Source organism: Sorangium sp. So ce385, from assembly GCF_051474135.1.
GTDB lineage: Bacteria > Myxococcota_A > Polyangia > Polyangiales > Polyangiaceae > Sorangium > Sorangium cellulosum_D.
This window is the reverse complement of sequence record NZ_CP150337.1, coordinates 4,257,735-4,282,283: the sequence shown is the minus strand read 5'-3', so window position 1 is coordinate 4,282,283 and position 24,549 is coordinate 4,257,735. Positions and strand designations below refer to the sequence as shown.

Below are 24,549 nucleotides of genomic sequence, written 5' to 3'. Positions count from 1 at the left end.
GTTTCTCCGTTGTTGTCCGGGGTCGCTGTCTTCTACGCCGGGGCCCCGGCGCCTCTGACGAGGGTTTCGTGCGCTCAGGGGACCAGCGCCCGGAAGCTCGCCCAGTCCGACGACGGCGCCGCGCGCATCACGGCCAGCGCCGCTTCCCGGAGCCGCGCGCCGGCGTCGGCGGTCGCGAAGCCGGCGCCGCCGTACAGCGCCGCCATCATCCGCTCCGCCACGGCGTCGTCCACCGGCCGCGCCGCCGCGATGATCGAGCCGGCGCCCGCGAGCAGGAACGCTTGCGCCAGGCCCAGCCCGAGCCCCGCGTCGCCGGCGCTCGGCGCCGTGCGCGCCGTGTCGCAGCCCGAGAGGACGACCCGCGCGGGCGCCCGCTGGAGCGCCAGGACGTCCCCCACGGCGAGCTCGCCCCCCGCGGCGAGGCGCAGGCTGCTGTCCCAGCCGTCGTGCCCGGCGAAGGCGCCGTGACCCGCGTAGTGGAACACCTCGAGCGAGGGGCGCTCCAGCGCGTCGCGCAGCGACGGGTGCGTGGCCGCGCCGCCCGACAGCCGCTCCACCCGCAGCCCCTGGCCGGCGAGCGCCGCCGCGACGATCTCGCCTTCGCGCCGCGCGGCCGGCAGATCGCCGCGCGGATCGGCCACGACGAGCGCGCCGCCCTCCCCGCCCGGCGCGGCGCGCTCGCTCCGGCCGGGCAGATCCATGCCGTAGGTCACCGGCGCGTGCGCGACGAGCGGCGCGCCGTCCCAGGGCAGGGCGTGGAAGTCGACCTGCTCGAGCGCGCCGCTCGGCACGAAGCGGAGGCGGCGCGCCGCGGCGATGCTCTCCCGGAACGGCGTCAGGAGCGCCGCGGACAGCTCGCCCGCCGGCGTCGCCGCGGTGAGCTCGCCGGCCGGCGCCCCCGCGGGGCGCTCGCCGGCCGGCGCCGCCGCAGAGGTCGCTGCGAGCCGCCGCGCCGCGACGCCGCCCCGCGTGACCGCGAAGCCCGCCCAGCCGTCGCGGACGCGGTGGTAGACGAGCATCAGCTCCCCCTCCCCCAGCGCCGGCAGCGCGCCGTCGTCGGCCGGCTCCGGCTCCGCGCGCCCCAGCACCGCGAGCGCCTCGTCGAGCATCGCGCGGATCGCCTGGCTGCGGTGCTGCCGCGCGGCGGTCGCGCGCTCGAGCTCGTCCGCCGCGAGCTGCCAGTCCTGCCGATCGTCCGCGTCGAACGCCTCGCGCGCGCGCCGGTACGCCGCGAGCGCGCCCTCCCAGCGCGCCCGCTCCGCCGCGCCGAGCGACGCGAGGCGATGGCCCCAGCGGAGCGCCGCGAGCGCGCGCGCCCGCGACCGCCGCGCGGCCCCGAGCGCCCGCGCCGGATCGCGCCGCAAGAGGAGGTCCACGCGCAGGCGCGCGCTCTCCTCGAAGCGGCCGAGGAACGTCCCGCGCCCCTCGCCGAGCGGCGCGAGCAGGCCGAGCTCCCCGCGCATCGACTCCGCGGCGGCGTAGGCCCCGTCCGCCTCGTCGAGGCGCCCCAGCGCCTCCAGCGCCTCCCCGCGCCCGAGCGCCGCCCGGTAGCGGCCGTGCGCGAGCGCCGACAGCTCGGCGAGGCGCGCGAGCCGCTCGTAGATCCGCAGCGCCTCCGCGCCGTCGCCGCGCCCGAGCGCGATGCGCCCCTCGATGTCGAGCCAGTGCAGCGCGAGCCGGGCGTCGGGGCTCGGGACCGCCCGCCGCGCCTCGTCGAGGCGCGCGCGCGCCTCCGCCGCGTCCCGCGCGCGGAGCGCGGTCAGCGCGAGGTTGGTCAGCGCGTTGGCCTTGTTCGCGGGCTTCGGGCACGGCCCGCCGTAGAGCGCGAGCGCCTGCTCCAGCGCCCCGCGCCCGTGCTCGATCGATCCGCCGGCCTCGGCCACGTGGAGCGCGTTCCACCCGAGGTCGTTCAGGAGCGAGGCCCGCTCGCACGGGGGCGCGTCGGGCGGCGTGGACGCCTCCAGCTCGCGCAGGAGCGCCCGCGCCTCGCCGGCGCGCCCGAGGCTCTGGAGCACGTCGGCGCGCTGCTGCAGCACGTGCCGGAGGTGCGCGCGCATGCCCAGGCGCTCGGCGCCCTCGGCCGAGGCGTCGAGCTGGCGGAGCGCCGAGCGCAGGTCGCCGGTCTCGAACGAGACCAGCGCCGCGTAGTAGTGCTTCATCGCGCGCCCCTCCGGGTGGCTCGCCTCGAGCGGGCCGAGCGCGTCGAGCGCCTCCCGCGCCTCGGTGAACCGCCGCCCGTTGTAGAGGAGGGCGTACGACAGGGCGAACCGATCGAGGAACTCGTCGGAGATCCTCCCTTCGGCCCGGTGCGACCGGATCGCCTCCTCGAAGCGCGGGATCGCGTCGTCGACCCTGCCGCGCGCGAGGTCCACGCGGGCGAGCTTGCCCGTCGCCAGGGCCCGCGTCGCGGGATCCGGGCTCGACGACAGGGCGCCGAGCAGCGCGGCGGCCTCGTCGAGCTTGCCCTGCCGGCGCAGGGCTTCGGCCTGCTTGAGCGCGGGCGCCGCGCTCGGCGGGAGGAGCCGCGCGCGGAACGAGGCCCGCGCCCCGGCGCCCTCGGCCGTCACCGCGAGCTCGCGCGCCCCGTCCGGCGCGCGGACGAGGGTGAGCACGCCGCCCTGGACCGGAGCCCCCGCCGACGCGACGGGCGTCCCGTCGAGCTCGAGCGCGGCGCGCGCCTGCGCCGGCGCCCGCACCCAGACGCGGATCGTGCCGTCGTCCGGCAGCTCGCAGACGCCCCCGGCGCGCAGGGCGCCGCATCCGGCGAGCTCGACCTCGAGGGGCAAGGGCGGCGGCTCGGGGGCGGTCCGGTGGCACGCGTCGCCGCCGCACGCGAGCAGCGCCGCGCCGAGGAGCGCGAGACCCGCCGTGCGCGGGATCGCGCGGGCGCGGCGCGGGGCCGGGTCGACGACCGGGCGAGCGGGCCCTAGGGGAAGGACCATGAAGGCCACCGTAGATTCACGGAACAGCGCGCACACGCCCGATCTCGCGGTTCGACATCGTACCATCTCGATCGACGGGATCCGGATCTTCTACCGTGAGGCCGGTCCGGCGGACGCGCCGGTCGTCCTGCTGCCGCACGGGTATCCGTCGTCCTCGTTCCAGTTCCGCAACTTCATGCCCGCGCTCGCGGACCGATGGCGGCTGCTCGCGCCCGATTATCCTGGCTTCGGCTACAGCGACACGCCCGCGGGCTTCGCGTACGGCTTCGACGGGTACGCCGACCTGCTCGATCGGTTCGCGGGGGCGCTGGGGCTCGGGCGATATGCCCTCTACCTGCACGACTACGGCTCTCAGATCGGCCTGCGCCTGGCGATCAAGGCGCCCGAGCGGGTCGCCGCCTTGATCCTCCAGAACGGCGATATCTACGAAGACCAGCTCGGGCCCAAGTACAAGGCGTTGAAGGCGTACTGGGCGAACCCGACGCCCGAGGGCCGCAGGAAGCTGTACGAGGCCGTCAGCGAGGAAGGGTTCCGCCACGAGTTCGTGGGCGAGGTCGACGAGCGGCTCGTGGAGAGGATCCCTCCCGATCTGTGGAAGCTCTCCTGGCCGCTCATGACCGAGGAACGCCGTGACATCATGGTGGGCTTGATGGAGGGCCTGAAGGACAACCTCGCCTGGTTCCCCCGGTACCAGGCGTATTTGCGCGAGCGCCGCCCGCCGACGCTGATCGTCTGGGGGCCGCAAGACGGCTACATGCCCGAGGGCGCGGCGCGCGCATATCTCCGGGACTTGCCCGACGCCGAGCTCCACCTCCTCGACGGCGGGCACTGGGCGCTCGAGACGAACCTCCCGGAGATCGTGGCGCTGACGCGAGATTTCCTCGGGCGCGTGCACGCCTGAACGCCGTCGTAGATGCCCTACAAAAGAGATCGCCCGGCGTGTCGATCGGGCGGCATCTCGTTCGTCGTCACGGTAGAACCAGCGCCCGTTCGGCCGGGGCCGTCCGGGCGCCCGGCGTCGACCCAGAAGGAGACACGACGATGCGAGCCATGAACACCTTGGGACCGGCGATGCGCGACGCGCAGATGGAGGCACAGCTGCGTCACCGCTCGCCACCTCCGGGTCGCCGGAGGAGCAGGGACAACACGGTCGTGAAGCGCATCTCGATGGTCGCTTGCCTGTTCGTCGCCGCGTGCGGCGGTGGGGAGGAGGGCGAACCGGAGCCGATCGCGTGGAAGGACATGAGCTTCGAGGAGCGCAACGAGTACATGACCGACGTCGTCCTGCCGCGAATGGCGACCCTCTTCGCGGAGTACGACGCGAAGTACGAGACCATGACCTGCACGACGTGCCACGGCGACGACGCGAACGGCGGCACTTATGCCATGCCGAACCCGCAACTCCCCGCGCTCCCCAGCACCGAGGAGGCGTTCTTCGAGTGGGTCGCGGACCCGGCGCACCCGGAGCGCGAGAAGTTCGGCACCTTCATGTACGAGCGGGTCCTGCCCGAGATGGCCGACGTGCTCCGGGTCCCCGTGTTCGATCCCGAGAAGCACCCCGACGGGTTCTCGTGTAGCAGCTGCCACCCGATGGCTGTGGCCGAGCCGTGAGGCCGCGGGGCCGCGCCCGGCTCGACGCGGAGACGCGCGCGGCTCGTGGGGGGTGAACCTCGTTTCGGGTAAGCTCGCCGGACGGCATGCCCACCACGACGCTGACACGACGAGAGCTCAACCGCGCCACGCTCGCACGCCAGATGCTGCTGTCGCGGGAGCGGACCGCGGTCGTCCGCGGGATCGAGCGGCTGGTCGCCCTCCAGGCGCAGCTGGCGCGGCCGCCGTTCATCGGGCTCTGGTCGCGGCTCGAGGGGTTCCGGCGCGAGGAGCTGGTCCGGCTGGTCCGGCGCCGCGAGGTCGTCCGGGCGCCGTTCCTGCGCGGCACGCTGCACCTCGTGAGCGCGAAGGATTACCTGGCGCTGCACCCGGTCATGGCGCCGGTGCACCACGCCGCGGTGCGGTCGATCCTCCGCGACCGCGCCGACGCCCTCGACGTCGCCCGGCTGGTCGCCGAGGCGCGCGCGTATTTCGACGAGGAGCCGCGGACCATGGACGAGCTGCGCGACCACCTGGCCGCGCTCCACCCCGAGGGCGACGTGCGGGCCATGGCCCTCGCGGTCCGCATGCACCTGCCGGTCGTCCAGGTGCCCGCCGAGACGGCGTGGGGATACCCGGGAACGGCGGATTTCGCCCCGGCGGCGTCCTGGCTGGGCGCGCCGTTCGGCGAGGGCGGCGGGCCGCGCGCGCTCGTGCTCCGGTACCTGGCGTCGTTCGGTCCGGCGACCGCGGCCGATATGCAGACGTGGTCCGGCGTGAGCGGGATCAAGGACGTGCTCCGATCCCTCGGCGACCAGCTCTGCACGTTCCGCGACGAGCGGGGCCGGGAGCTCTTCGATCTGCCGGACGCGCCGCGGCCGCCCGCGGACACCGCCGCGCCGGCCCGGTTTCTCCCGGATTACGACAACGTCCTGCTCGCGCACGACGACCGCACGCGGATCATCGCGGGCGAGCATCGCGCGCGGATCGTCCTGTCCGCCAACCTGCGCATCCTGCCGACGTTCCTCGTGGACGGCTTCGTGGCTGGCACATGGGGGATCGAGCGGAAGAAGGCCTCGGCCACGCTCGTGATCGAGCCGTTCGAGGCCCTCTCCAGGGCGGCGCGCGAGGAGCTCGCCGAGGAGGGGGAGGCGCTCCTCCGCTTCGTCGAGGAGGACGCGGGCGCGTTCGAGGTGCGCTTCGACAAGGGTGGCGCCGCCAAGGCGCCGGCGGCGCGCGCAAAGGGCGACGGCGCCGCCAAGGCGCCGGCGGCGCGCGCGAAGGGCGATGGCGCTGCCAAGGCGCCGGCGGCGCGCGTGAAGGGCGATGGCGCTGCCAAGGCGAAAGCGGCGCGCGCGAACGCGCCGGCGGCGCGCGCGAAGGGCGATGGCGCCGCCAAGGCGCCGGCGGCGCGCGCGAAGGGCGTGGCGAAGGAGCAGAGACGACGATGATCTTGTATCGCGCCGTGGGCCTCGCCGAGCTCGGCTGATCGCAGCGTCCGCGCGCAGGAAGGAGCACCATGCTGGACACGATCTGGGATAGCCATCGCGCCGCCGGGCTCGACGCCGCGGCCGCCGCCGTCGCCGCGCCGTCGCCGGAGGACCTCTGCTACCTCGCGATGCTGGCGTTCTCCGACGAGCGCTACGCGGACGCCGCGGCCTTCGCCGCCCGCGCCGCGGCGGCCTCGCCGGGGGACATCCTGTTCGAGGCGGCCGCGGAGCACCTCGCGCGGGTCGCCCGCGAGGGCAAACGCAACGTCTACGTGTCCGCCGAGGGGTTCGCCGCCTTCATCCGCGGCGGCGGCAACGTGCCGCTCTACCGGGAGACCAGCGCGGCGCTGGCCAGCGAGTACCCGCAGGCGCCGTTCGATCTGCTCGATATCGGCGCCGGCGACGGGATGGCGCTGCTGCCCGCGCTGACGCCGGCGGTGCGGCGGGTGACCGTCGTCGAGCCGGCGGCGCCGCTGCTCGAGCGGTGCGCCGCGGCGCTGTCCGGCCGAGGGGTCGACGTCGAGGCGTTCGGCGGGCGGCTCCAGGATCTCGCCGCGGCCCCGGACATGGCGCCGCGGCGCTGGTCGGTGGCGCAGGCGACGTTCTGCCTCCACGCGATCGACCCGGCCGAGCGGCCGGCGCTGCTCCGCTGGGCGCGCGCGCGCTGCGACCGGCTGCTCGTCGCCGAGTTCGACGCCCCGCACATGGATGAGCCGCTCTCGCCGGACACCGCGCGGCACGTGCTCGAGCGCTACCGCGAAGGGCTCTCGGAGTACGCCGGCGCCGAGCGCGAGACGGTCGCCCAGGGGTTCTTGATGCCGGTGCTCTTCGGCTACGTCGACCGCGGCGCCACCCGCACCACGTTCGAGCACCCCATCGACGACTGGGCCGCGCTGCTGCGCGATGCCGGCTTCGCGCGCGTCGACCGACGGCTGCTCCACCGGTACTGGTGGGCCCCCGCCTTCCTGCTCTCGGCGCGCTGAGACGGCTGGCCAAGCGCGGGCCCCGAGCTGCTCGGGCGGCCGGGCAGGACGAGCGGCGGTCACCGCCGATCCGACGCGTTGCGCGCCCGGTAAGCGCGCTGCTGGCAAGCCCGCGAGCAGTACGCCCGCGGCCGCCCCGTGGCGGGCTGGTCGATCGCGCCGCCGCACTGCGCGCACGTCGGCGCCTCGTCCCGCCGCGGCGCCTCGTCCGGAGTTTCGTCACGAACCTGCGCCGTGGGCTGTGACGTTTCGCGACTTTCGTCACGCGGACCGGAGCGCGACCGGACGAGCGCCTCGATGCCGTCGAGCACGCGCTGCAGGCCGAACAGGAACGTCCCCTCCGTGAACGGGTGCTCGTGGAACGCGCCCGACCCCATCATCCTCGCCATCGTCGGATAGCGGGCCGGGTCGAAGAGCTTGTCCCAGAAGTAGGCGCGCTCGGACCACCACTGCTCGTCGGTGACGCCGGTCTCCTGCTCGGCCTCGGCCCGGTCCACCGAGAGCCTCCCCGCGCCTCGGGTGTAGCTGTCGACGAGGTGGACGGCGGCGAGCATCTCGCGGTCGGTGAGGCCGATCCCGGCGACCGCCCGGAGCACCGCCTCGTACGACGCCATCCCGTTCGGCCCCATCACGGGGCGCACCGGCGTCACGTGCAAGAACCACGGGTGCCGGTGGTAAAGCGCCCAGTCCGCGAGCGCCGACGCCTCGAGCTTGGCCCGCCACCCCCCGGGGACGCCGTCGACGGGGGGCAGATCCCCCGCCGCGGTGTCCAGCATGAGGTCCAGGAGCTCGGCCTTGCTCGGCACGTACCGGTACAGCGACATCGTGGTGAACCCGAGCTTCGCGGCGACCCGCTGCATCGACAGCGCCGAGAGCCCCTCGCCGTCGGCGAGCTCGATCGCGGCCCGGACGATCTGATCGAGGCTCAGGCCGGGCCTGGGCCCCCGGCTCGGCCGCCTCCGGATCCCCCAGAGGAGCTCGAGGCTGCGCACGGCGTCGCCACCCCCGCTGTACTCGGTCGCAGTTTTTCGTCGCCGCTTGGGTTTGACAGCCATCCGTCAACTGCGTATACCACACACAATATCGTGTACGTCATAAACAGTTTTCTGGAGGTCCGCGTGAAGCAGCACGACGAGAGGCGACCGATGCGATCGACGACCCAGCTTTTCCGAGCGCGCGGCCTCGCGGCCGCCGTGCCGCTCGCGTTTTCACTCGGGTGCGCGGCGGAGGAGCCGGCGCCGGAGCCGACGTTCTGGCAGGACGTCGCGCCGATCACGGCATCCAAGTGCACCGGGTGCCATCAGGAGGGCGGGATCGGGCCCTTCCGGCTCGACGACTACATCTCGGCGAAGGCGCGCGCCGGCGCGATCGACGACGCCGTGCAGGGCGGCCATATGCCCCCGTTCCTCGTGGCGCACGACGGCTCGTGCGGCGACTTCAAGGACGAGGCGACGCTCACCGCCGAGGAGCTCGACATCATCCATCGCTGGGCGACCGGGGCGCGCGCCGAGGGGGAGCGCGCGGGCGCGCCGCCCACCCCGCCCGTGCCCACGCTCGAGGGCGGCGTCGACTACATGACACCGCCGATCACCCCCGTGGCCGACCCCGCCGATCCCCTCGCGGCCTACGACGAGTGGCGGTGCTTCCCTGTGGATCCGGGCCTCGACACCGACCGCTTCATCACCGGATATCAGGTGACGCCCGGGGTCCGGTCCATCGTTCATCACCTCACGGTCTACCGGGTGACTCCCTCGGAGCCGTCGCTCGTGGAGGGCAAGACGAACCAGGATGTGATGACGGAGCTCGACGACGCCTCGCCGGACCGGCCCGGCTGGGAGTGCTTCGGCGGCCCGTCCGACGACATGCCGTTCCAGCCGCTGTTCGCCTGGGCGCCCGGGCAGAACGTCGTCGAGTTCCCCGGCGGCACCGGGGCGCCGGTCTCCTCGAAGGACCATTTCGTCGTCCAGGTGCATTACAACCTCCATGATCGCGCGGGCGCATCCGCCGAGGACTCGACGCGCCTCCGGATCCGCTACGAGGACACCGTGGAGCGGCGCGCCGTGTTCATCGGGGACGACGGCTTCATGACGAGCCTCTTCGAGCCGGACGGCCCGGACACGCTGCCTCCCCGCCAGAAGAACGCCGCCTACACGTGGAAGAGGACGCGGGCGGAGCTCACGCTCGACCCGGCGCTGCCACCGATCGAGGTGCTCGGCGTGATGCCGCACATGCACGAGCGCGGGCGCACCTTCGATATCCGCGTGACCTCGGGGGCGCAGGAGAGCTGCATCGCGCGCGTGGACGACTGGGACATCCACTGGCAAGACGTGTACTGGTACCGCACGCCGCCGCTGCTCGACCCGAGCTCCTCGATCGAGGTGACATGCACCTTCGACACGCGCGACGCCAAGGACCCGGTGCTGCCCGGGTGGGGCACGCAGAACGAGATGTGCAATGCGAACATCCTTGTCGCGCTGCCGATGACGCCCTGATCTCGCGACATCCGCCTCGCCGCGGTCCCCTCGCCGCGCGTCCCTTCAGCCCCCGCCGGCCGCGCCCTGCGCCCCCCGCGTCGATCCGGCCCACAGAAGGCCGAGCGCCGCCGCCGACATCGCCCCGCCCGCCGCGCACACCCCGAGCCACCCCCAGCGCGTCCAGGCGGCGGTGCCGAGCCACGCGCCGGCCGCCCCGCCGACGAAATAGGTGGTCATGTAGATCGTGTTCATCCGGCTGCGCGCCTCGGGGCGCAGCGCGTACACGCGCGCCTGGTTCGAGATCTGGTTGGCCTGCGCGCCCAGATCGAGCAGCACCACGCCGAGCGCGATGCCCCACAGCCACCCTCCGAGCAGCCAGAGCACCCCGAACGACGCGAGCAGCACCCCGAGCGCGAGCGCGTTGATCCGGCGATCGCCGCGCACGTCGGCGTACCGGCCCACGAGCGGCGCCGCGGCGGCGCCGGCCACGCCGACGAGGCCGAAGAAGCCCGCGACCTGCGGGCCGTGGCGCTCGGGCATGCTCTGGAGATAGAGCGCGAGCGTCGCCCAGAAGGCGCTGAAGGCGCCGAACGAGAGCGCGCCGAGGGCGGAGTGCAGCCGCAGCGAAGGCTCGCTCCGGCCGAGGCGCCCGAGCGAGCGCAAGAGCTCCGGATACGACATCGCCGCGGCCGGCGGCTGCGCCGGCAAGGAGAGGCGCAGCACCGGGCCGAGCGCGACCATGAGCCCCGCCGCCGCCCAGAACATCGCGCGCCACCCGAGGTGCGTGCCGACGACGCCGGCCACCGTGCGCGACAGGAGGATGCCGATGAGCAAGCCGCTCATCACCATCCCGACCACGCGCCCGCGCTGCTCGTCCGGCGCGAGCTGCGCCGCGAACGGCAAGATCAGCTGCGGCACCACGCTGGTGATGCCCACCGCGAAGCTCGCCGCGATGAGCCACGGCAGGTCCGGCGCGAGCGCGGCGCCGCACAGCGCGAGGCTCGCCAGCGCCGCCATGACGACGATGAGCCGCCGCCGCTCGTGGCTGTCGCCGAGCGGCACGAGGAGGAGCATGCCCGCCGCGTAGCCGACCTGCGTCATCGTCGGCACGAGCCCGAGCGCGCCGCCCGCGCCGCCGAGCTCGCGGGCGATGTCCCCGAGCAGCGGCTGGTTGTAATAGAGGTTCGCCACGGTGGCGCCGGCGACCGCCGCCATGAGCCAGACGAGCCCGCGGCGGAGCGACCGGGAGGGCGAGGAAGAGGTCTGCATGGGAAAGGGAGGGCAGCGCAGGCATACGCCGCGTGCCCTCCCCCATCAATCGCACAACCCCGTCCGGCCGTTCCTGATCCGCCGGACGCGGGCTGCCCCCGGGGGGTCGAAGAGCGCTTCGCCTACCGAACCGGCGTCGCGGGGGCGCGGCGCGGCCGGCCCCCGCGGCGCTCGCTCACCGGCGCGGGCACTCGCCGAGGAGCGCGACCGAGACGCCCGCCGCGTGCGCGAAGCACGCGTTGCTGTACGTCTTGTCGTCGCAGCCGCAGACCGGGTCGTACTGCTCCGTGCACGCCTCGGGGATCGTCTCGCAGACGCCCGTCTGGTCGGCCGCGCCGCAGATGGCCTCCAGGCTGTAGTTGCAGAACTCGCCGGGGTCGCACGCGAGGCCGGCGAGGCCGCCGCAGTGCTGCACCTCGGCGGGCGCGCACTCGCCGCGCGACGCCACCGACACGCCCGCCGCGTTGGCGGCGCACGCGTTGCCGTAGGTGTTGCCGTCACAGCCGCAGACCGGGTTGTACTCGAACGTGCACGCCTCGGGGATCGGCGCGCAGGCGCCCGGCAGATCGGTCGCCCCGCACGCGGCCTCGGGCGCGAAGTCGCAGAAGAACCCGGGCTCGCACGCCGCGGCGCCGCGGGTGCCGCACACCCCGCCCGGAGCAGGCGCGCACTCGCCGGGCGACGCCACCGACACGCCCGCCGCGGCCGCCATGCACGCGTTGCCGTAGGTGTTGCCGTCGCAGCCGCAGACCGGGTTGTACTCCTTCGTGCACCCCTGCGGGATCGGCGCGCAGACGCCCGTCTGATCGGCCGCGCCGCACATGGCGTCGGGCGCGTAGTCGCAGAACTCGCCGGGCTCGCACGCGAGGCCCGCGAGGCCGCCGCAGTCCCGCGCCGGGGGCGGCTCGCACTCGCCGAGCGACGCCACCGACACGCCCGCCGCGTTCGCGGCGCACTCGTTGCCATACGTCTTGCCGTCACAGCCGCAGACCGGCTTGTACTCCTCCGTGCACGCCTTCGGGATGCGCTCGCAGGTGCCCGTCATGTCGAACGCGCCGCACATGGCCTCGAGCTCGTAGTCGCAGAAATATCCCTTCTTGCAGCTGAGGCCGGCGAGGCCGCCGCAGGCGCGGCCGTGACCGCCGCCCGACACCTCCTCCGAATTGGTGCCGGTGTTGTCGCCGCCCACCTCGACCTGACAGCCCACCGTGAGCGGGATCATCGACAGCGCGAGCCAGAGAACGGAACCGATACGGCTGCTCTTGATGCGATTCTGAACGTTCATGATGTTCCTCCACCACAAGGCCTCGCCGTCGCCGGCGAGGCGAAAGACATGCGCGAGCCCCTCCCCTCCCGAGGAAGGGCGCCCTTGCGCCGCGCGCGACCGCGGCGCGTGATCCGTGGGTCGCTTCCCCGACCGATCAGTCGGGGAGCGTGAGCGTCAGCGCGCGGCGCCCCGGCTCGGGCGCCGTGACGTCGAGGAAGAGCACGTCCTCGCGCTCCTCCCCGTCACCGTCCGCGCGCACGGTGACGACGGTGGACCCGCCCGGGGGCACCACGAACGGCGCCTCCGGGGTGACGCTGAACGGCGCGGCGCCGCGGCGCAGGCGCGGCGCCTCGATGGACACGTCCTCGGCGCACCCGTTGCGGACGACGACGTCGCGGGAGCCGCCGTCGGCCTCGAACGTGACCCACGCGCCCGGCGTGAGCTCGAGGCACGGCAGGTGATCGAGCGTCTTCTCGGTCGAGCTGGGCCCCGCGAGCCGCAGATCCGCCGGGTCCGACCGGAGCTCGCCCTGCTTCACCTGCATCCGCAGGACGTGCTCGGTCCGGGCCGTCACGGTGGCGATGAAGCTCCCGTCGGGGTTCACGTCCGCGACCACCGGCGCGTCGGGCGTGTCGAGGTTCGTCACCACGATCACGCCCTCCGCCGGCTTGACCGCGCCCGGCTTCCCTTCGAGCGCGATCTGGTCGACCAGAGGCATGACCGCGTCCACCACGCCGACGAGCGCCTCATCGAGGACAGGCGGGCTCGGCTGCGGGCTCACGACACAGCCGCCGAGGAGCACCGCGAGGAGCGCCGAGACGACCGCGCCCCGCCGGTCCTCGTGTCCGCCTGTCATCCGCATCGCCATGCCCGAGCCTAGAGCAAACCTGGTGCCGACGGAAAAACATCGGAAATCGTCTTGAAATCGCGGTCGCGCGTGTCTCATCGATTGTCTCACTGTCTCAGGTGGCACATCCATGAGACACTGTGCGGATGATCCCAGCCGAAGGGACCCTGGTCGCCCGCCGCTACCGCCTGATCCGCCCGCTGGGTCGGGGGGGGCTGGCCACGGCGTGGCTCGCGCGCGACGAGGCGCTCGGGCGCGACATCTGTCTCAAGCTGCTCGGCCGCGCGCGCAGCGCGGAGCGGGCGGCGTTCCGCGGCGAGTTCAGGATGCTGGCGGGCCTGTTCCATCCTCACCTCGTCCGGGTGCACGACTTCGGCATGCTCCGGGAGACCGGCGAGCCGCGCTTCTACTTCACGTCGGAGGCGGTGCTCGGTGCGCCGCTCGACGCGTATGTGACAGGCCGGCGCTTCGAGGAGGTGCGGGCCGCGATCGTCGACGTGCTCGACGCCCTGCGCTTCCTCCACCGGGCGCGCATCCGGCACGGCGACGTGAAGCCGGCCAACATCCTCGTCGACGCGTCGGGGCGCGCGGTGCTGATCGACCTGTCGTGCGCGGCGCGGGTCGGCGAGCGGCCCGACGACGCGATCTCGGGCACGCAGGGCTACGTGGCGCCCGAGGTGATCCGCGGCGAGGCGGCCGACGGGCGCGCGGACCTGTTCGCGCTCGGCCGCACCCTCGGCGCGATCGCGCCGCTGCTCGCGGAGCCGCCGCCGGAGGCGATCGCCGCGCTCGCCGAGCGCCTCGTGCGGCCCGAGCCGCGCGACCGCCCGGCCGACGCGGGCGAGGTGCTCGACTGGGTGGGCGCGTCGCCGCGGGCCCTGGCCCCGCCGCCGCCGGAGCCGCCCCACCTGGTCGGCCGCGACGCGGAGCTCGGCGCGATCGCCGAGGCGCTCGCCGCGCTGGAGCGCGGGGAGAGCGGGCCGCGCCTGTGCGTGATCGCCGGGGAGCCCGGCTGCGGAAAGAGCCGCCTCCTGCGCGAGGCGAAGTGGAGCGCGGAGCTCAGGATGGAGGCCGTGGAGGGGTTCGCGCGGGCCGGCGCGCGGGTGGGCTCGGTCCGATCGATGCTCGGCCGCGCGACCGGGGAGGAGGCGCTCCCCGCGGGCGCGCTCGGCGCGCTGCGCGCGCACGAGCGCCTGACCCGCGCGCGGTCGGGCTCGGGGGCGGAGCCGCTGGTGCTGGTGCTCGACGACGCCGACGAGGTGAGCGGGGCGGACCGGGAGATGCTCGAGGCGCTGGTCCGGCTGCTGGGCCCCGACGATCCGGTGCTGCTCCTCGCGGCGGAGCGGATCCCGCACGGCGGGGGCCGGGCGCCGCTCGCCGCCGTGGCCGCCGAGGCGGGGCGGAGCGCCCGCGAGGTCGCGCTGCCGCCGCTCGGGCGGGAGGCGGTGCAGCGCTGGATGGATGCCATCGGGCTGGGCGACGCGACCGAGGCGGTGCTGCGCGCGAGCGCCGGGTGGCCCGCGGATCTGGTGGTGACCGCGGGGCGGCTCGCCGAGAGCGGGGACGTCGCGGGGCTCGACGCGACGACGCCCGGGGCGAGCGCGCGCTACGCGCTGCGGCTGCGGGGGCTCGGGCGGCCGCTGCGCGACGCGGTGGCGACGCTGGCCGTGCTGGGCGGCGCGGCGGCCGACGAGGCGCTGCCGTCGCTCGGGCTGCCGGTCGCGCACCTCGCCGAGCTCGCGGCCCGCGGCGTCGCGGCGCGCGCGGCGGGGGGCTGGACGCTGACGCGGGCGGGGCCGATCGCGGCCCTCCTGGCGGCGCTCGGCGGCGAGGCGGTCCGCGCGGCGCACGCGCGGGCGGCGGCGGCGTTCCCGGCGCGGGTCGAGCAGCAGGCGCTGCACCTTTCGCTGTCGGGCGACACGGCGGCGGCCGAGCGCCTGTTCCTCGCGCGGCGCGCCGAGCGCGAGGCGGACCCGGGGCCGTGGGCCGCGGCGGCCGAGGCGCTGCTCGAGGCGGCCACGGCGGCGGAGACGCGGCTCGAGATCGCGTCGACGCTCCAGCGGGGCGGCCGCGCGGGGCGGGCGCGCGAGGTGCTGGAGCAGCTGCTCGCGGAGGGGCAGGCCGCGGCGCTCGGGGCGCGGCGGGGGCAGGCGCTCGTGCGGCTCGGCGCGTGCCTGCTCGAGCTGGGCGATCCGACGGCGGCGCTCGCGCGGCTCGAGGAGGCGGAGCAGGCCTCCGGGGAGGCGCCGTCGTTCGCGCCGCGCGAGCGCGCGTGCCTCGCCGATCTCGCGAGCCGGGCGCTCTTGCGGCTCGGGTCGCACGCGGAGGCGCGGGCGCGCGCGGAGCCGGCGCTTCCGTGGTGCGACGAGCCGGAGGTGCTGGCGAGCCTGCACGAGGACGTGGGGGTCGCGGCGAGCTACCTCGGGGAGCGGCGGCTCGCGGGGCTGCACCTCGGGCTGGCGGCCGGGCTGCACCGGGACCGGCGCGCGCCGCGGGCGCTGGTGCGCGCGCTGTCGTACCAGGCGATCGACGCGTTTCGCGCGGGGGAGGTCGAGGCGGCGCTCGTCGGCTACCGGCAGGCGCTCGCGACGGCGGAGGAGCACGGGCTCGGGGATCTGGTGGCGCGCTGCAGCCTCAACGTGGGTACGGCGTGCCACCAGTCGGGGGAGCTGGGGGAGGCGCTCGCGGCGTACGAGCGCGGGGCGCGGCTCGCCTCGGCGCTGGGCCAGGCGGACCTGGTGCTGGTGCTCGATTTCGATCTGGCGAAGCTCTGGGCGGACGTGGGGGCGTTCGAGCGAGCCGGGCGCGTGGCGTCGCGGGTGGAGGCGGAGGCGGCGCGGCGGGGGGCGCCGTTCTTCGCGGCGGCCGCGGCGTCGGTGCTCGGGGACTGCGCGCTCGCGGCCGGCGACGCCGAGGAGGCGGCGCGCTGCTTCGAGCGGTCGCGGCGGGGGTTCGAAGCGCAGGGCGCGCAGCGCGAGGTGGTGGAGGAGGAGCTGGAGCTGTGCCGGGCGCACCTTGCGCGCGGGGCGCTGGGCGACGCGCGGGCGGCGCTGGCGCGGGCGCGCGAGCACGGGGCGGTGCGGGAGGCGCCCGACCTCGGGGCGCGCGCGGCGCTGCTGGACGGGCGGCTGGCGCTGCTCGACGGGGACGGCGGTGAGGGGGGCGGCAACCTGGGTCAGGCGGGGGGGGCCGAGCTGGGGGGGGGCAACCTGGGTGAGGGCGGGCCCAACCTGGGTCAGCCTGCCCTCAACCCCGGTCGGCCCAACCCGGGTCAGCCCAACCCCGGTCAGCCCGCCCTCAACCCCGGTCGGCCCAACCCCGGTCAGGACCTCGCCGCGGCCCGGGAGCTCCTCGAGCGCGCCCTCGGCCTCGCCGAGCGGGCAGCCCAGCCCGACCTCATCGCGGACGTCCGCCTGGCGCTCGCCGACGCCGCCGAGCTCGCCGGCGAGCCCGAGGCCGCGGCGGCCCAGCGGCAGCGCGCCACCGCCGCCTGGACCGCCATGGCGCGCTCGCTGCCGGAAGCCCTCCAGCACGCCTTCTGGAACCACCCCCGCCGCCGCGCCGCCCGGCCCGCCCCGGCCAACACCGCCGCGCCGCCCGGGGCGGCCGCCGGCCCCGAGGCGCAGCCCGCGACCGAGCGCGCCGCCAAGCTCGAGCGGCTCCTCGCGATGTTCCGCAAGCTCAACTCCTCCGTCGAGATCGCCGACATCCTCGCGATGGCCATGGACGCCGCCATCGACCTCACCGCCGCCGAACGCGGCTTCGTGCTGCTCGAGCAGCCCGGCGGCGAGCTCCGCGTGGCCGTCGCGCGCAACGTCGACCGCGAGAAGGTCGGCAGGAGCCACCTCAAGTTCAGCTACAGCATCGCCGAGCGCGCCATCGCGGCGCAGGAGCCCGTCGTCACCGTGGACGCCCAGGACGATCCGCGGTTCCGCGAGCACGCGTCGGTGCACGCCATGCGGCTCCGCTCCGTGATCGCCGTGCCGATCCGCTCGCCGGACGGCGTGCTCGGCGCGCTCTACCTCGACAACCGCTTCCGGCGCGCCCGCTTCGCCCCCGACGACGTCGACCTGCTCCTCGCCTTCGCCGACCAGGTCGCGCTCGCGCTGCGCAACGCGCGGCTCGTCGACGACCTGCGCCGCCGCACCGTGGAGCTCGAGGCCGAGCGGCGCCGCGTCGAGGAGCTCCTGCGCGGGCAGGCCGCCGAGATCGACCGGCTGCAAGAGGAGGTGCTCGTCCGCCAGCAGGCCCTGGAGCACCGCTACGACTACGGCGCCATCGTGGGGCGCGGCCCCGCCCTGCGCGCGGTGTTCGCGACGCTCGACCGCGTTGTCGACACGCCGGTCAGCGTGCTCGTGACCGGCGAGAGCGGCACCGGCAAGGAGCTCGTCGCGCGCGCCATCCACTTCGCCGGCCCGCGCAAGAGCGGCCCGTTCATGGGGATCAACTGCGCCGCGCTCCCCGCCGCGCTGCTCGAGTCGGAGCTCTTCGGCCACGTCCGCGGCGCGTTCACGGGGGCCGACCGGGACCGGACCGGCCTCGTGGTCGCGGCGCGCGGCGGGACGCTGTTCCTCGACGAGCTCGGCGAGATGCCGCTCGAGGTGCAGGCGAAGCTGCTCCGGGTGCTCCAGGAGCGCGAGGTCCGCCCCGTCGGCAGCGCCGAGGCCGTGCGCGTGGACTTCCGCCTCGTCTGCGCGACGAACCGCGATCTGCTCGCCGAGACCGCGCGCGGGCGCTTCCGCGAGGACCTCTACTACCGCGTCGCGGTGGTGCAGATCCGGCTGCCGCCGCTGCGCGACCGGCTGGAGGACCTGCCGGAGCTCGCGCTCCACTTCGTGCGCCGCGCCGCGGAGCAGCTCGGCCGCCCGGCGCCGCAGCTCTCCCGCGAGGCGCTGCGGCGGCTCAGCCAGCACGGCTGGCCCGGCAACGTGCGCGAGCTGGAGAACGTGATCACGAAGGCCGTCGTGCTCTGCGACGGCCGCAGGATCGGCCCCGACGACGTGGACCTCCCGCGCTCGCGCGAAGGCGGCGGCCGCGGCGCGCCCCGCGCCCTCCCCGACGAGCGCGCCGCGCTGCTCGCCGCCCTCGAGCGCACCGGCTGGAACGCGCTGCAGGCCGCGCGCGACGCGGGCATGTCGAGGGCGACGTTCTACCGGAAGCTGCGGCGGCTCGGGATCCAGCGACCGGAAGGGCCTCCGGCAGAACGCCCGGCAGAACGCCCGGCAGAACGCTCGACCGAGCGCTCCTCGGCCGAGCCCCCGAGCGGCGGCCCGACGAGCGCCCGCGGCGACTGAGCACCTCCGCCCACACGCTTTATCCGCCACAGGCAACCTCGCGCGGCTCGGTTTCGTCCGAGATGGCAAGTTCTCCTGAATTTGACGCGGCCGGCACGGGGCAGTTCGCCCCACCTGAGGCACTCCGGCCTTCGCTAGTCATGAGCTCGCCGGCCGCTCAGCGCCGCGCTCGCGGCGCGCGAGCGGGCCGCCCACGATGCGGCGCAGAAAAAGACAACTCCTGTTCAGGGGTAGCGGCGTTCATGTTCCGCCCCGGCCACAGCCGTGGGCCGACAGGCGCTCTCGGCCCGAGGTGGCCCGAGCCTTGCGACGTCGTCCGGGCATGAACACAGCGAAACTCTTTCTGCTGATGTCTCTCTCTGTCGCTGCCGCGGTCGGCTGCGACAGAGCAGAAGGCACGACGCGTTCGGACAACAACACCGCGACGGTGCCGGGCGAGGTCGCCCAGCGGGCGAACAACCCCACCCCCGCGGCCGCCGACAACACGGACAAGAACGATCGCGATCGCGATCCCGCCGCGCTGACCCCCGGGGATCAAGGCGAGAACGAGACCGATCGCACGATCACACAGAAGATCCGCCAGGCGGTGGTGGCGAGCGACACGCTGTCGATGAACGCCAAGAACGTCAAGATCATCACCAACGGGCAGGTCGTCACGCTGCGCGGCCCGGTGAAGAGCGACAAGGAAAAGGCCGACATCGAGGCGGTCGCCAAGGGGATCCCGGGCGTCCAGCGGGTCGACAACCAGCTCGAAGTTGACGTTGACTGAACCAGTCTGAAAGGCTGAAAGGAAGACACCATGGCAACGAAGAAAGCGGTCCTGGGCCTCGTGAGCACGCTCGCTCAGGCAGACATCATCGTCGGCGAGCTCCAGCGCGCCGGCTTCATGTCCAGCGATATCTCGGCGCTGTTCCCCGACAAGCACGGCACGCGGGACTTCGCGCACGAGAAGAACACGAAGGCGCCCGAGGGCGCGACCGCGGGCGCCAGCGCCGGCGGCGCGATCGGCGGGACCATCGGCCTGCTCGCCGGCATCGGCGCGCTCGCCATCCCCGGCCTCGGGCCCTTCATCGCGGCCGGCCCGATCATGGCCGCGCTGAGCGGCGCCGCGGCGGGCGCGGCGGTCGGCGGCGTGACCGGCGCCCTCATCGGGCTCGGCATCCCCGAGGTCGAGGCCAAGCAGTACGAGGGCAAGATCAAGGGCGGCAACATCCTGATCTCGGTCCACGTCGAGAACGGCAACGAGCGCGCGCTCGCCAAGCAGGTCCTGGAGCGCGGCGGCGCGACCGACATCGCGGTCCTCACCGAAGAGGGCCTCTCGTCGAAGCAGCGGGCCGTCGCCTGAGCGTAGCGCCCCTGCGGAACACCTGACCTCGGCAGCTGCCCGTCCGACGCCCGGCCCCCCCGAAGGCGTCAGGCGGGCAGCCGCTCGAGGTCGACCTCGTCGGACGGCGCGACGTCGGCCTTGAGGAAGCGCTGCATCTGGCGGAGCGCGTAGCGGTTGTCTTCCTCGCTCTCCGAGGCCACGCAGTCCGACGGGACGAGCAGCCGGTAATCGCGCATGTAAGCGTCGTTCGCCGTGAACAGGACGCAGATGTTCCCCGCCATGCCGGTGAGGATCAGCGTCTGCACGCCGAGGGACTCGAGCAGGATCTCGAGCGTGGTGCCGTAAAAGCCCGAGTGCTTGGGCTTGAGCACGAAATAATCCTCCTCTCCGGGCCGCAGCAGCGCCGCGATCTCCCGGCCGCGGACGCCCTCCTCCAGGCAGTGCTCGATCTGCCGGTGGAAGTTGGACTGCCAGCGGCCGAAGTTGTCGTTCACGTAGACCGCGGGGATGCCCGCGTCGCGACACCGCTGCTTCAGCGCCCGGACGCGGTGCGCCATCGGGAGGGCGTGGGCGAGCAGCTGGTCGCCTTCCGGGAACTCCAGGTCGTTGATGACGTCGATGAGGAGGAGCGCGGTCCGGCTGTTGTCCGGCGCAGCTCCGTGGAGGTCGTGGGTCCGCCGCGGCATAGAGACCGCGGGTTATACAGCGGGCCAAGGCCAGCGGGGCAGCAATCGCCGCGCGCTCAGCCCGCTGTGGCGAAACGCGACGCCGGCCCCGGCGGCGCCGCGGAGCGGCGGGCCGGGAGCGGCCGGGACGGGCGCGGCGCGCGGGACCTCGGGGATCGCGCCGTCGGCCGCTGGCTTGCATTGCCTCCCGGCACGGACCTGAAACGGACCTCTTGGGTCGAAGGAGAGCGCATGCCTCGCAGCATCTGGAAAGGGAGTATCAGCTTCGGGCTCGTGCAGATCCCGGTCGCCCTCTACCCCGCGGAGGAGCCCAACGAGCTCCACTTCACGCAGCTCGACCGGCGCAACATGACGCCGATCCGCTACGAGCGCGTGAACCGGGAGACGGGCGAGCCGGTGAGCTGGGACGATATCGTCCGCGGCTATCCCTACGAGAAGGGCGAGTATGTGGTCATGTCCGACGAGGACCTGCGCCGCGCGAACGTGGAGGCGACGCAGACCGTGGACATCCTCGACTTCGTCGACGCCTCGGAGATCGACCCGATGTACTACGAGAAGCCGTACTACCTCGCCCCCGCGTCGACGAACAGCAAGAAGAAGTCGTCGGTGACGGCGTATGTGCTCCTGCGCGAGGCGCTGCGGAAGACGGGGAAGGTCGGGATCGCGAAGGTCGTGATCCGGACGCGCGAGCACATCGCCGCGGTGCGGCCGCACGGCCGCGCGCTCGTGCTGAACCTGCTGCGGTTCGCGCACGAGCTCCGCTCCGATGAAGAGCTCGACCTGCCCGAGATGGATGTCGACGCAAAGGGGCTCGGAAAGCGGGAGCTCGAGATGGCCGAGCGGCTCGTGGCCGAGATGGCCACCGACTGGAAGCCGGAGAAATACAAGGATGAGTACCGCGACGACGTGATGAAGATGATCGAGAAGAAGGTGAAATCCGGTCAGACCACGACGCCCGCGGAGCCGGAGGAGGAGGAGAAGCCGCGCGACACCGGCACGGTCGACCTCATCGCGCTGCTCAAGAAGAGCCTCGGCCAGAAGGGCGCGAAGGTCGCCAACGACGCGAGCGACCACAAACGGGAGAGCGCCGGCGCGAAGCCGCGAAAGGCGGAGACGTCGAAGCGAAAGGCGAGCGGCTCTCGCCGGGCCGCGTGACGCCGCGCGACGTGGCCGGACCGCACGCCGCCGCGGCGCTCACCGCCGGGGCGGCGGGCCGAGCCCGCACGCAGCCGTCGGCCTGACCGCCGATGGCGCAGGATGGTATACCGAGCTCATGCGCCTCAAGTATCCTGCGGATGTCACGGCCGCATTTCTCGATCTGCAGGAGCAGCCCCAGCTCGCGGCGCAGACGCTCTCGTGCAAGGGCAAGGTCGAACCGGGCGCGGCGCCGCCGCCCCCCTTCGCCGCCGTCCTCACCGAGCTGATCGAGACGATGTTCTTCGCCTCCATGGCGACCGAAGAGGGGCGGCTCAACCCGGTCGGCGTCGTGTTCGCCGGGAGCCTCGCCGACCTCGAGGTCGACGAGCCCGCGTGGGATCTCGTGCGGTTCGGCTCCGCCGTGGCCTTCGACGTGGAGCACGTCGCCAACCTCGCCTCGGCGTGCGCGTGGCCGCGCTCCTTCCTGTCCGTGGTGCCGCAGGGCGGGTCGCTCGTGATCGCCGGCATCGCGACGCCGCATAGCCGGCGCTCCTTCGAGCTCGATCAGCTCGTGCGCGTGGTGGTGCCGAAGCCCGGCGTCGTGGCCGTGTACCGCGGCGAGTGGGAGATCGTCCGCTACGAGCGCGGCGCCGTGCGGACGTGGATGCCAAAGAACCGGCCGCAGCTCGACTCCATCGAGCGGGCCGTCCTCCGGGACCTCGCGAGGCCGCAGGGCCGCCGCGTGAGCAAGTATCTCCTGCGCATCGTGGAAGGGATGGTCGAGCTCGGGCGCGGCGGGCTGCTCGTCGTGCTCGGGCCGGGCGAGGGCCTGCCGCAGCTGTTCGGCGAGGAGGGGAATCCGTTCGACACCGAGGTCAAGCGGCTGGATCCCGCCCTGTGCGTCGGCTCGGCCATCCTCGAGCTCTCCGTCTCCGCCGCGCGCGAGAGCCAGCCGCCGAGCGAGCGGCAGGTAGACGGGAAGAAGCCCGCGGCGGAAGGGGCGGCGCGCGGCACGGACCACCGGTTCAAGAGCTCCGAGCGCCTCAATCGGCTGCTCGACCTCATCGTCCGGCTGACGACCGTCGACGGCGCGGTGGTGATGGGCCACGGCCTCGACGTGCTCGCGTTCGGCGCAAAGCTGCCCCCGCCGCGGTCGATCATCTCCGAGGTGTACGCCGCGACCCCCGACCAGCGGATGGACGTGAGCCTGAGCCTCGACGCGCGCGGCACCCGCCACCGCGCGGCTGCGGCGTTCGTGGCGGGGTACCCGGAGCGGATCGCCTTCATCGTCTCCCAGGACGGCAACGCGGCCACGTTCCAGGAGATCGAGGGAAAGGTCGTTTACTGGCCGCTCTGACGGGCCGGCCGCCCGGCGTCAGAGGTGCCGCAGGATGGCCGCGGGCATCTCGTCGATCGGCGCCTCGGCCGCGGCGAGCCCGGCCTCCACCACGCGGCGGGGCATGCCGTGGACGACGCAGGACGACTCGGCCTCGGCGAGGATCCTGCCGCCGACCTTGTGGATCGCCCTCGACCCCTCCAGGCCGTCGTCGCCCATGCCCGTCAGCACGACCCCGAGCACGCCCGACCCGAACTCGGCGGCGGCGCTCGCGAAGAGCAGATCGACCGACGGGCAGTACAGCGACGCCCTGGACGCCTCCGCGAAGCGGACGCTGGCGCGGTCCCGGTGGCGCCGGACCTCGAGGTGCGCCCCGCCGCGCGCGATGACCGCGAGCCCGGGCCGGAGCTGGAGATCGTCCGAGGCCTCGACGACCGAGAGGGCGCTCGCGTCGTTCAGGCGGCGCGAGAGGGACTCCGTGTACCCGGCGGGGATGTGCAGCGCCACGACGATGGGGACCGGGAAATCGCCGGGCATCGCCGCGAAGAGCCGCGTCAGCGCCTGGGGGCCGCCGGTGGACGTGCCGATCACGACGAGGCGCGCGCGCGGCAGCGCGGGGATCGCGCCGGGCACGGGCGGCGGCTGCGGGCGCGGGCCTTGACGGTGGACCCGCGCCTCGGCCGCGGCGAGCACCTTGCGGACCAGCTCGTCCGAGAGCTCGAAGAGGCGATCGGTCGCGAGCGACGTCGGCTTCTCGACGAGATCGACCGCGCCCTGCTGCAGCGCCTTGACGCCGAGCTCGCTGTCCGCCTCGGCGTTGCTCACCACGACGACCCGCGGGGCGCCTTCGCGCGGCAGCGACGCGAGCACGCCGATGCCGTCGAGGTTCGGCATCACGAGGTCGAGCGTGACCACATCGGGCTTGTAACGCTCGATCTTCTCCAGCGCGTCCAGGCCGTCCATGGCCGTGTCGACGACCTCGATCGCGGCGTTCGCGCCGAGGACCTGGCGCAGGACCTTGCGCACGAAGGCGGAGTCGTCGACCACGAGCACGCGGACAGCCGGGTTCTTCATTGCGCGGTCTTCCGGTAGAGAAACACGCCGCCCCGCTCCTCGCAGGCGAGCGCGGTGCCAAGCCGCAGCAGCGACTCGGAGATCCCGACCAGGAGGGCCCCGCCCGAGGCGAGCGCCCCCGAGAGGTTCGCGACCACCCACCGCGCCGTGTTGTCGTGGAAGTAGATGAGCACGTTGCGGCAGACGATGACGTCGAACTGCCCGAGCGACGCGGCGTCGGACGCCTCGAGCAGGTTGATCCGCCGCCAGTCGATCGCCTCCTTCAGCGCGGCGCTCACGACGACCCGGTCGGGCGTCACCTCCAGCCACCGGGTGGCGAACGGGGGCGGCGGGGCGTTGCTCCGGATCGAGCGCGGCCCGTACACCCCGGCCCGGGCGCGCGAGAGCGCCCGCGCGCTGATGTCGCTCGCGACGAGATCGACCTTGCCGAGCAGGCCCCGCTCGGCGAGGAGCATCGCGATCGTGAACGGCTCCTCGCCGGTCGAGCAGGCCGCCGACCAGATCCGCGGCCGCTTCCCCGCCGAGACGCGCGGCGCGACGAGCTCCGCGACCGCGACCTCGAGCTGCGCGAGCTCGCGGAAGAAGTACGTCTCGCCCACGACGAGCGCGTCGATCAGCGCGTCCAGCTCGGCCGCGCCCGCGGGGTCGTACCGGAGGAAGTAGTAGTAATCGAGCAGCGAGTCGAAGCCGGCGTCGATCGCGCGCACCGAGACCTTGTCGCCGAGCAGCTCGCGATCGCCCGCGTCGTAGTGGATGCCGATCTTCTCGGCGATGAGCGCGCTGAAGATCGCGAAGACCTGCGGCGAGATGGGGAGGCGGCTCGTCATACCCAC

At 74.2% G+C, this 24,549-nt stretch carries 18 protein-coding genes; 10 read left to right on the top strand and 8 right to left on the bottom strand.

Translation table 11 applies throughout. From position 1 onward, the window contains the following. Positions 1-74 precede the first annotated feature (74 nt). On the bottom strand, positions 75-2,942 hold the full coding sequence (locus WME83_RS15870) for a CHAT domain-containing protein (protein ID WP_437320122.1): 2,868 nt from the start codon (positions 2,940-2,942) through the stop codon (positions 75-77). Here WME83_RS15870 and WME83_RS15865 point away from each other — a divergent pair. The 4 genes from WME83_RS15865 (at position 2,941) to WME83_RS15850 (ending at position 7,005) form a co-directional block, all read left to right on the top strand. Beyond that, positions 2,941-3,843: an alpha/beta fold hydrolase gene (locus WME83_RS15865; RefSeq protein ID WP_437320121.1), complete on the top strand. Its 903-nt coding sequence runs from the start codon at positions 2,941-2,943 to the stop codon at positions 3,841-3,843. The two genes, WME83_RS15870 and WME83_RS15865, sit on opposite strands and share 2 nt — an antisense overlap. A 149-nt stretch (positions 3,844-3,992) precedes the next feature. Continuing rightward, entirely contained in the window at positions 3,993-4,553 is a 561-nt protein-coding gene (locus WME83_RS15860; RefSeq protein WP_437320120.1) for a hypothetical protein, read from the top strand. Positions 4,554-4,639: 86 nt separating this feature from the next. Beyond that, complete coding sequence (locus WME83_RS15855; protein ID WP_437320119.1) at positions 4,640-5,983, top strand: winged helix DNA-binding domain-containing protein; 1,344 nt, start codon at positions 4,640-4,642, stop codon at positions 5,981-5,983. A 68-nt stretch (positions 5,984-6,051) separates the two neighbouring features. Next, entirely contained in the window at positions 6,052-7,005 is a 954-nt protein-coding gene (locus tag WME83_RS15850) for a class I SAM-dependent methyltransferase (protein ID WP_437320118.1), read from the top strand. 59 nt (positions 7,006-7,064) lie between these two features. On the opposite strand, the gene WME83_RS15845 is transcribed toward WME83_RS15850, so the two are convergent. Then, complete coding sequence (locus tag WME83_RS15845) at positions 7,065-8,060, bottom strand: TetR/AcrR family transcriptional regulator (RefSeq protein WP_437320117.1); 996 nt, start codon at positions 8,058-8,060, stop codon at positions 7,065-7,067. A gap of 90 nt (positions 8,061-8,150) precedes the next feature. On the opposite strand from WME83_RS15845, the gene WME83_RS15840 reads away from it, so the two are divergent. Beyond that, complete coding sequence (locus tag WME83_RS15840; RefSeq protein ID WP_437320116.1) at positions 8,151-9,497, top strand: hypothetical protein; 1,347 nt, start codon at positions 8,151-8,153, stop codon at positions 9,495-9,497. Positions 9,498-9,542: 45 nt separating this feature from the next. Here the strand turns inward: WME83_RS15840 and WME83_RS15835 are convergent, their stop codons facing one another. The 3 genes from WME83_RS15835 to WME83_RS15825 form a co-directional block, all read right to left on the bottom strand. Continuing rightward, positions 9,543-10,748, bottom strand: coding sequence for an MFS transporter (locus WME83_RS15835; protein ID WP_437320115.1), 1,206 nt, complete (start codon positions 10,746-10,748; stop codon positions 9,543-9,545). A 175-nt stretch (positions 10,749-10,923) separates the two neighbouring features. Further along, on the bottom strand, positions 10,924-12,033 hold the full coding sequence (locus WME83_RS15830; protein ID WP_437320114.1) for a Kazal-type serine protease inhibitor family protein: 1,110 nt from the start codon (positions 12,031-12,033) through the stop codon (positions 10,924-10,926). Between the two features lie 136 nt (positions 12,034-12,169). Next, a complete protein-coding gene (locus WME83_RS15825) occupies positions 12,170-12,871 on the bottom strand; it encodes a hypothetical protein (RefSeq protein ID WP_437320113.1) in 702 nt (233 codons plus the stop codon). Positions 12,872-13,008: 137 nt separating this feature from the next. Between WME83_RS15825 and WME83_RS15820 the strand changes: the two genes are divergently transcribed. The 3 genes from WME83_RS15820 to WME83_RS15810 all read left to right on the top strand — a co-directional run bounded on the left by WME83_RS15820 (position 13,009) and on the right by WME83_RS15810 (position 19,501). Then, positions 13,009-18,156 (top strand): sigma 54-interacting transcriptional regulator, encoded by a 5,148-nt coding sequence (locus WME83_RS15820; protein ID WP_437320112.1) that lies wholly within the window; start codon positions 13,009-13,011, stop codon positions 18,154-18,156. Between the two features lie 304 nt (positions 18,157-18,460). Then, positions 18,461-18,925, top strand: a complete 465-nt coding sequence (locus WME83_RS15815; protein WP_437320111.1) for a BON domain-containing protein — start codon at positions 18,461-18,463, stop codon at positions 18,923-18,925. Between the two features lie 30 nt (positions 18,926-18,955). Then, complete coding sequence (locus WME83_RS15810; protein ID WP_437320110.1) at positions 18,956-19,501, top strand: DUF3341 domain-containing protein; 546 nt, start codon at positions 18,956-18,958, stop codon at positions 19,499-19,501. 68 nt (positions 19,502-19,569) lie between these two features. Here WME83_RS15810 and WME83_RS15805 read toward each other — a convergent pair whose 3' ends face one another. Further along, positions 19,570-20,169, bottom strand: coding sequence for a cysteine hydrolase family protein (locus WME83_RS15805; RefSeq protein WP_437320109.1), 600 nt, complete (start codon positions 20,167-20,169; stop codon positions 19,570-19,572). A gap of 231 nt (positions 20,170-20,400) precedes the next feature. Between WME83_RS15805 and WME83_RS15800 the strand changes: the two genes are divergently transcribed. Then, positions 20,401-21,324 (top strand): Ku protein, encoded by a 924-nt coding sequence (locus tag WME83_RS15800; RefSeq protein WP_437320108.1) that lies wholly within the window; start codon positions 20,401-20,403, stop codon positions 21,322-21,324. A gap of 118 nt (positions 21,325-21,442) precedes the next feature. Then, positions 21,443-22,663 (top strand): putative sensor domain DACNV-containing protein, encoded by a 1,221-nt coding sequence (locus WME83_RS15795; protein ID WP_437320107.1) that lies wholly within the window; start codon positions 21,443-21,445, stop codon positions 22,661-22,663. Positions 22,664-22,681: 18 nt separating this feature from the next. Here the strand turns inward: WME83_RS15795 and cheB are convergent, their stop codons facing one another. Continuing rightward, positions 22,682-23,716: a chemotaxis-specific protein-glutamate methyltransferase CheB gene (cheB, locus tag WME83_RS15790; protein WP_437320106.1), complete on the bottom strand. Its 1,035-nt coding sequence runs from the start codon at positions 23,714-23,716 to the stop codon at positions 22,682-22,684. Next, a complete protein-coding gene (locus WME83_RS15785) occupies positions 23,713-24,543 on the bottom strand; it encodes a CheR family methyltransferase (protein WP_437320105.1) in 831 nt (276 codons plus the stop codon). The genes cheB and WME83_RS15785 overlap by 4 nt, the downstream gene beginning before the upstream one ends. Positions 24,544-24,549 lie beyond the last annotated feature (6 nt).

Excerpts from the sequence above, each read along its gene's own strand:
- WME83_RS15865 (WP_437320121.1), top strand. The coding sequence starts at position 2,941 with ATGAAGGCCACCGTAGATTCACGGAACAGCGCGCACACGCCCGATCTC.
- WME83_RS15870 (WP_437320122.1), bottom strand. The coding sequence starts at position 2,942 with ATGGTCCTTCCCCTAGGGCCCGCTCGCCCGGTCGTCGACCCGGCCCCG.
- WME83_RS15860 (WP_437320120.1), top strand. The coding sequence starts at position 3,993 with ATGAACACCTTGGGACCGGCGATGCGCGACGCGCAGATGGAGGCACAG.
- WME83_RS15855 (WP_437320119.1), top strand. The coding sequence starts at position 4,640 with ATGCCCACCACGACGCTGACACGACGAGAGCTCAACCGCGCCACGCTC.
- WME83_RS15850 (WP_437320118.1), top strand. The coding sequence starts at position 6,052 with ATGCTGGACACGATCTGGGATAGCCATCGCGCCGCCGGGCTCGACGCC.
- WME83_RS15845 (WP_437320117.1), bottom strand. The coding sequence starts at position 8,060 with ATGGCTGTCAAACCCAAGCGGCGACGAAAAACTGCGACCGAGTACAGC.
- WME83_RS15840 (WP_437320116.1), top strand. The coding sequence starts at position 8,151 with ATGCGATCGACGACCCAGCTTTTCCGAGCGCGCGGCCTCGCGGCCGCC.
- WME83_RS15835 (WP_437320115.1), bottom strand. The coding sequence starts at position 10,748 with ATGCAGACCTCTTCCTCGCCCTCCCGGTCGCTCCGCCGCGGGCTCGTC.
- WME83_RS15830 (WP_437320114.1), bottom strand. The coding sequence starts at position 12,033 with ATGAACGTTCAGAATCGCATCAAGAGCAGCCGTATCGGTTCCGTTCTC.
- WME83_RS15825 (WP_437320113.1), bottom strand. The coding sequence starts at position 12,871 with ATGACAGGCGGACACGAGGACCGGCGGGGCGCGGTCGTCTCGGCGCTC.
- WME83_RS15820 (WP_437320112.1), top strand. The coding sequence starts at position 13,009 with ATGATCCCAGCCGAAGGGACCCTGGTCGCCCGCCGCTACCGCCTGATC.
- WME83_RS15810 (WP_437320110.1), top strand. The coding sequence starts at position 18,956 with ATGGCAACGAAGAAAGCGGTCCTGGGCCTCGTGAGCACGCTCGCTCAG.
- WME83_RS15805 (WP_437320109.1), bottom strand. The coding sequence starts at position 20,169 with ATGCCGCGGCGGACCCACGACCTCCACGGAGCTGCGCCGGACAACAGC.
- WME83_RS15800 (WP_437320108.1), top strand. The coding sequence starts at position 20,401 with ATGCCTCGCAGCATCTGGAAAGGGAGTATCAGCTTCGGGCTCGTGCAG.
- WME83_RS15795 (WP_437320107.1), top strand. The coding sequence starts at position 21,443 with ATGCGCCTCAAGTATCCTGCGGATGTCACGGCCGCATTTCTCGATCTG.
- cheB (WP_437320106.1), bottom strand. The coding sequence starts at position 23,716 with ATGAAGAACCCGGCTGTCCGCGTGCTCGTGGTCGACGACTCCGCCTTC.
- WME83_RS15785 (WP_437320105.1), bottom strand. The coding sequence starts at position 24,543 with ATGACGAGCCGCCTCCCCATCTCGCCGCAGGTCTTCGCGATCTTCAGC.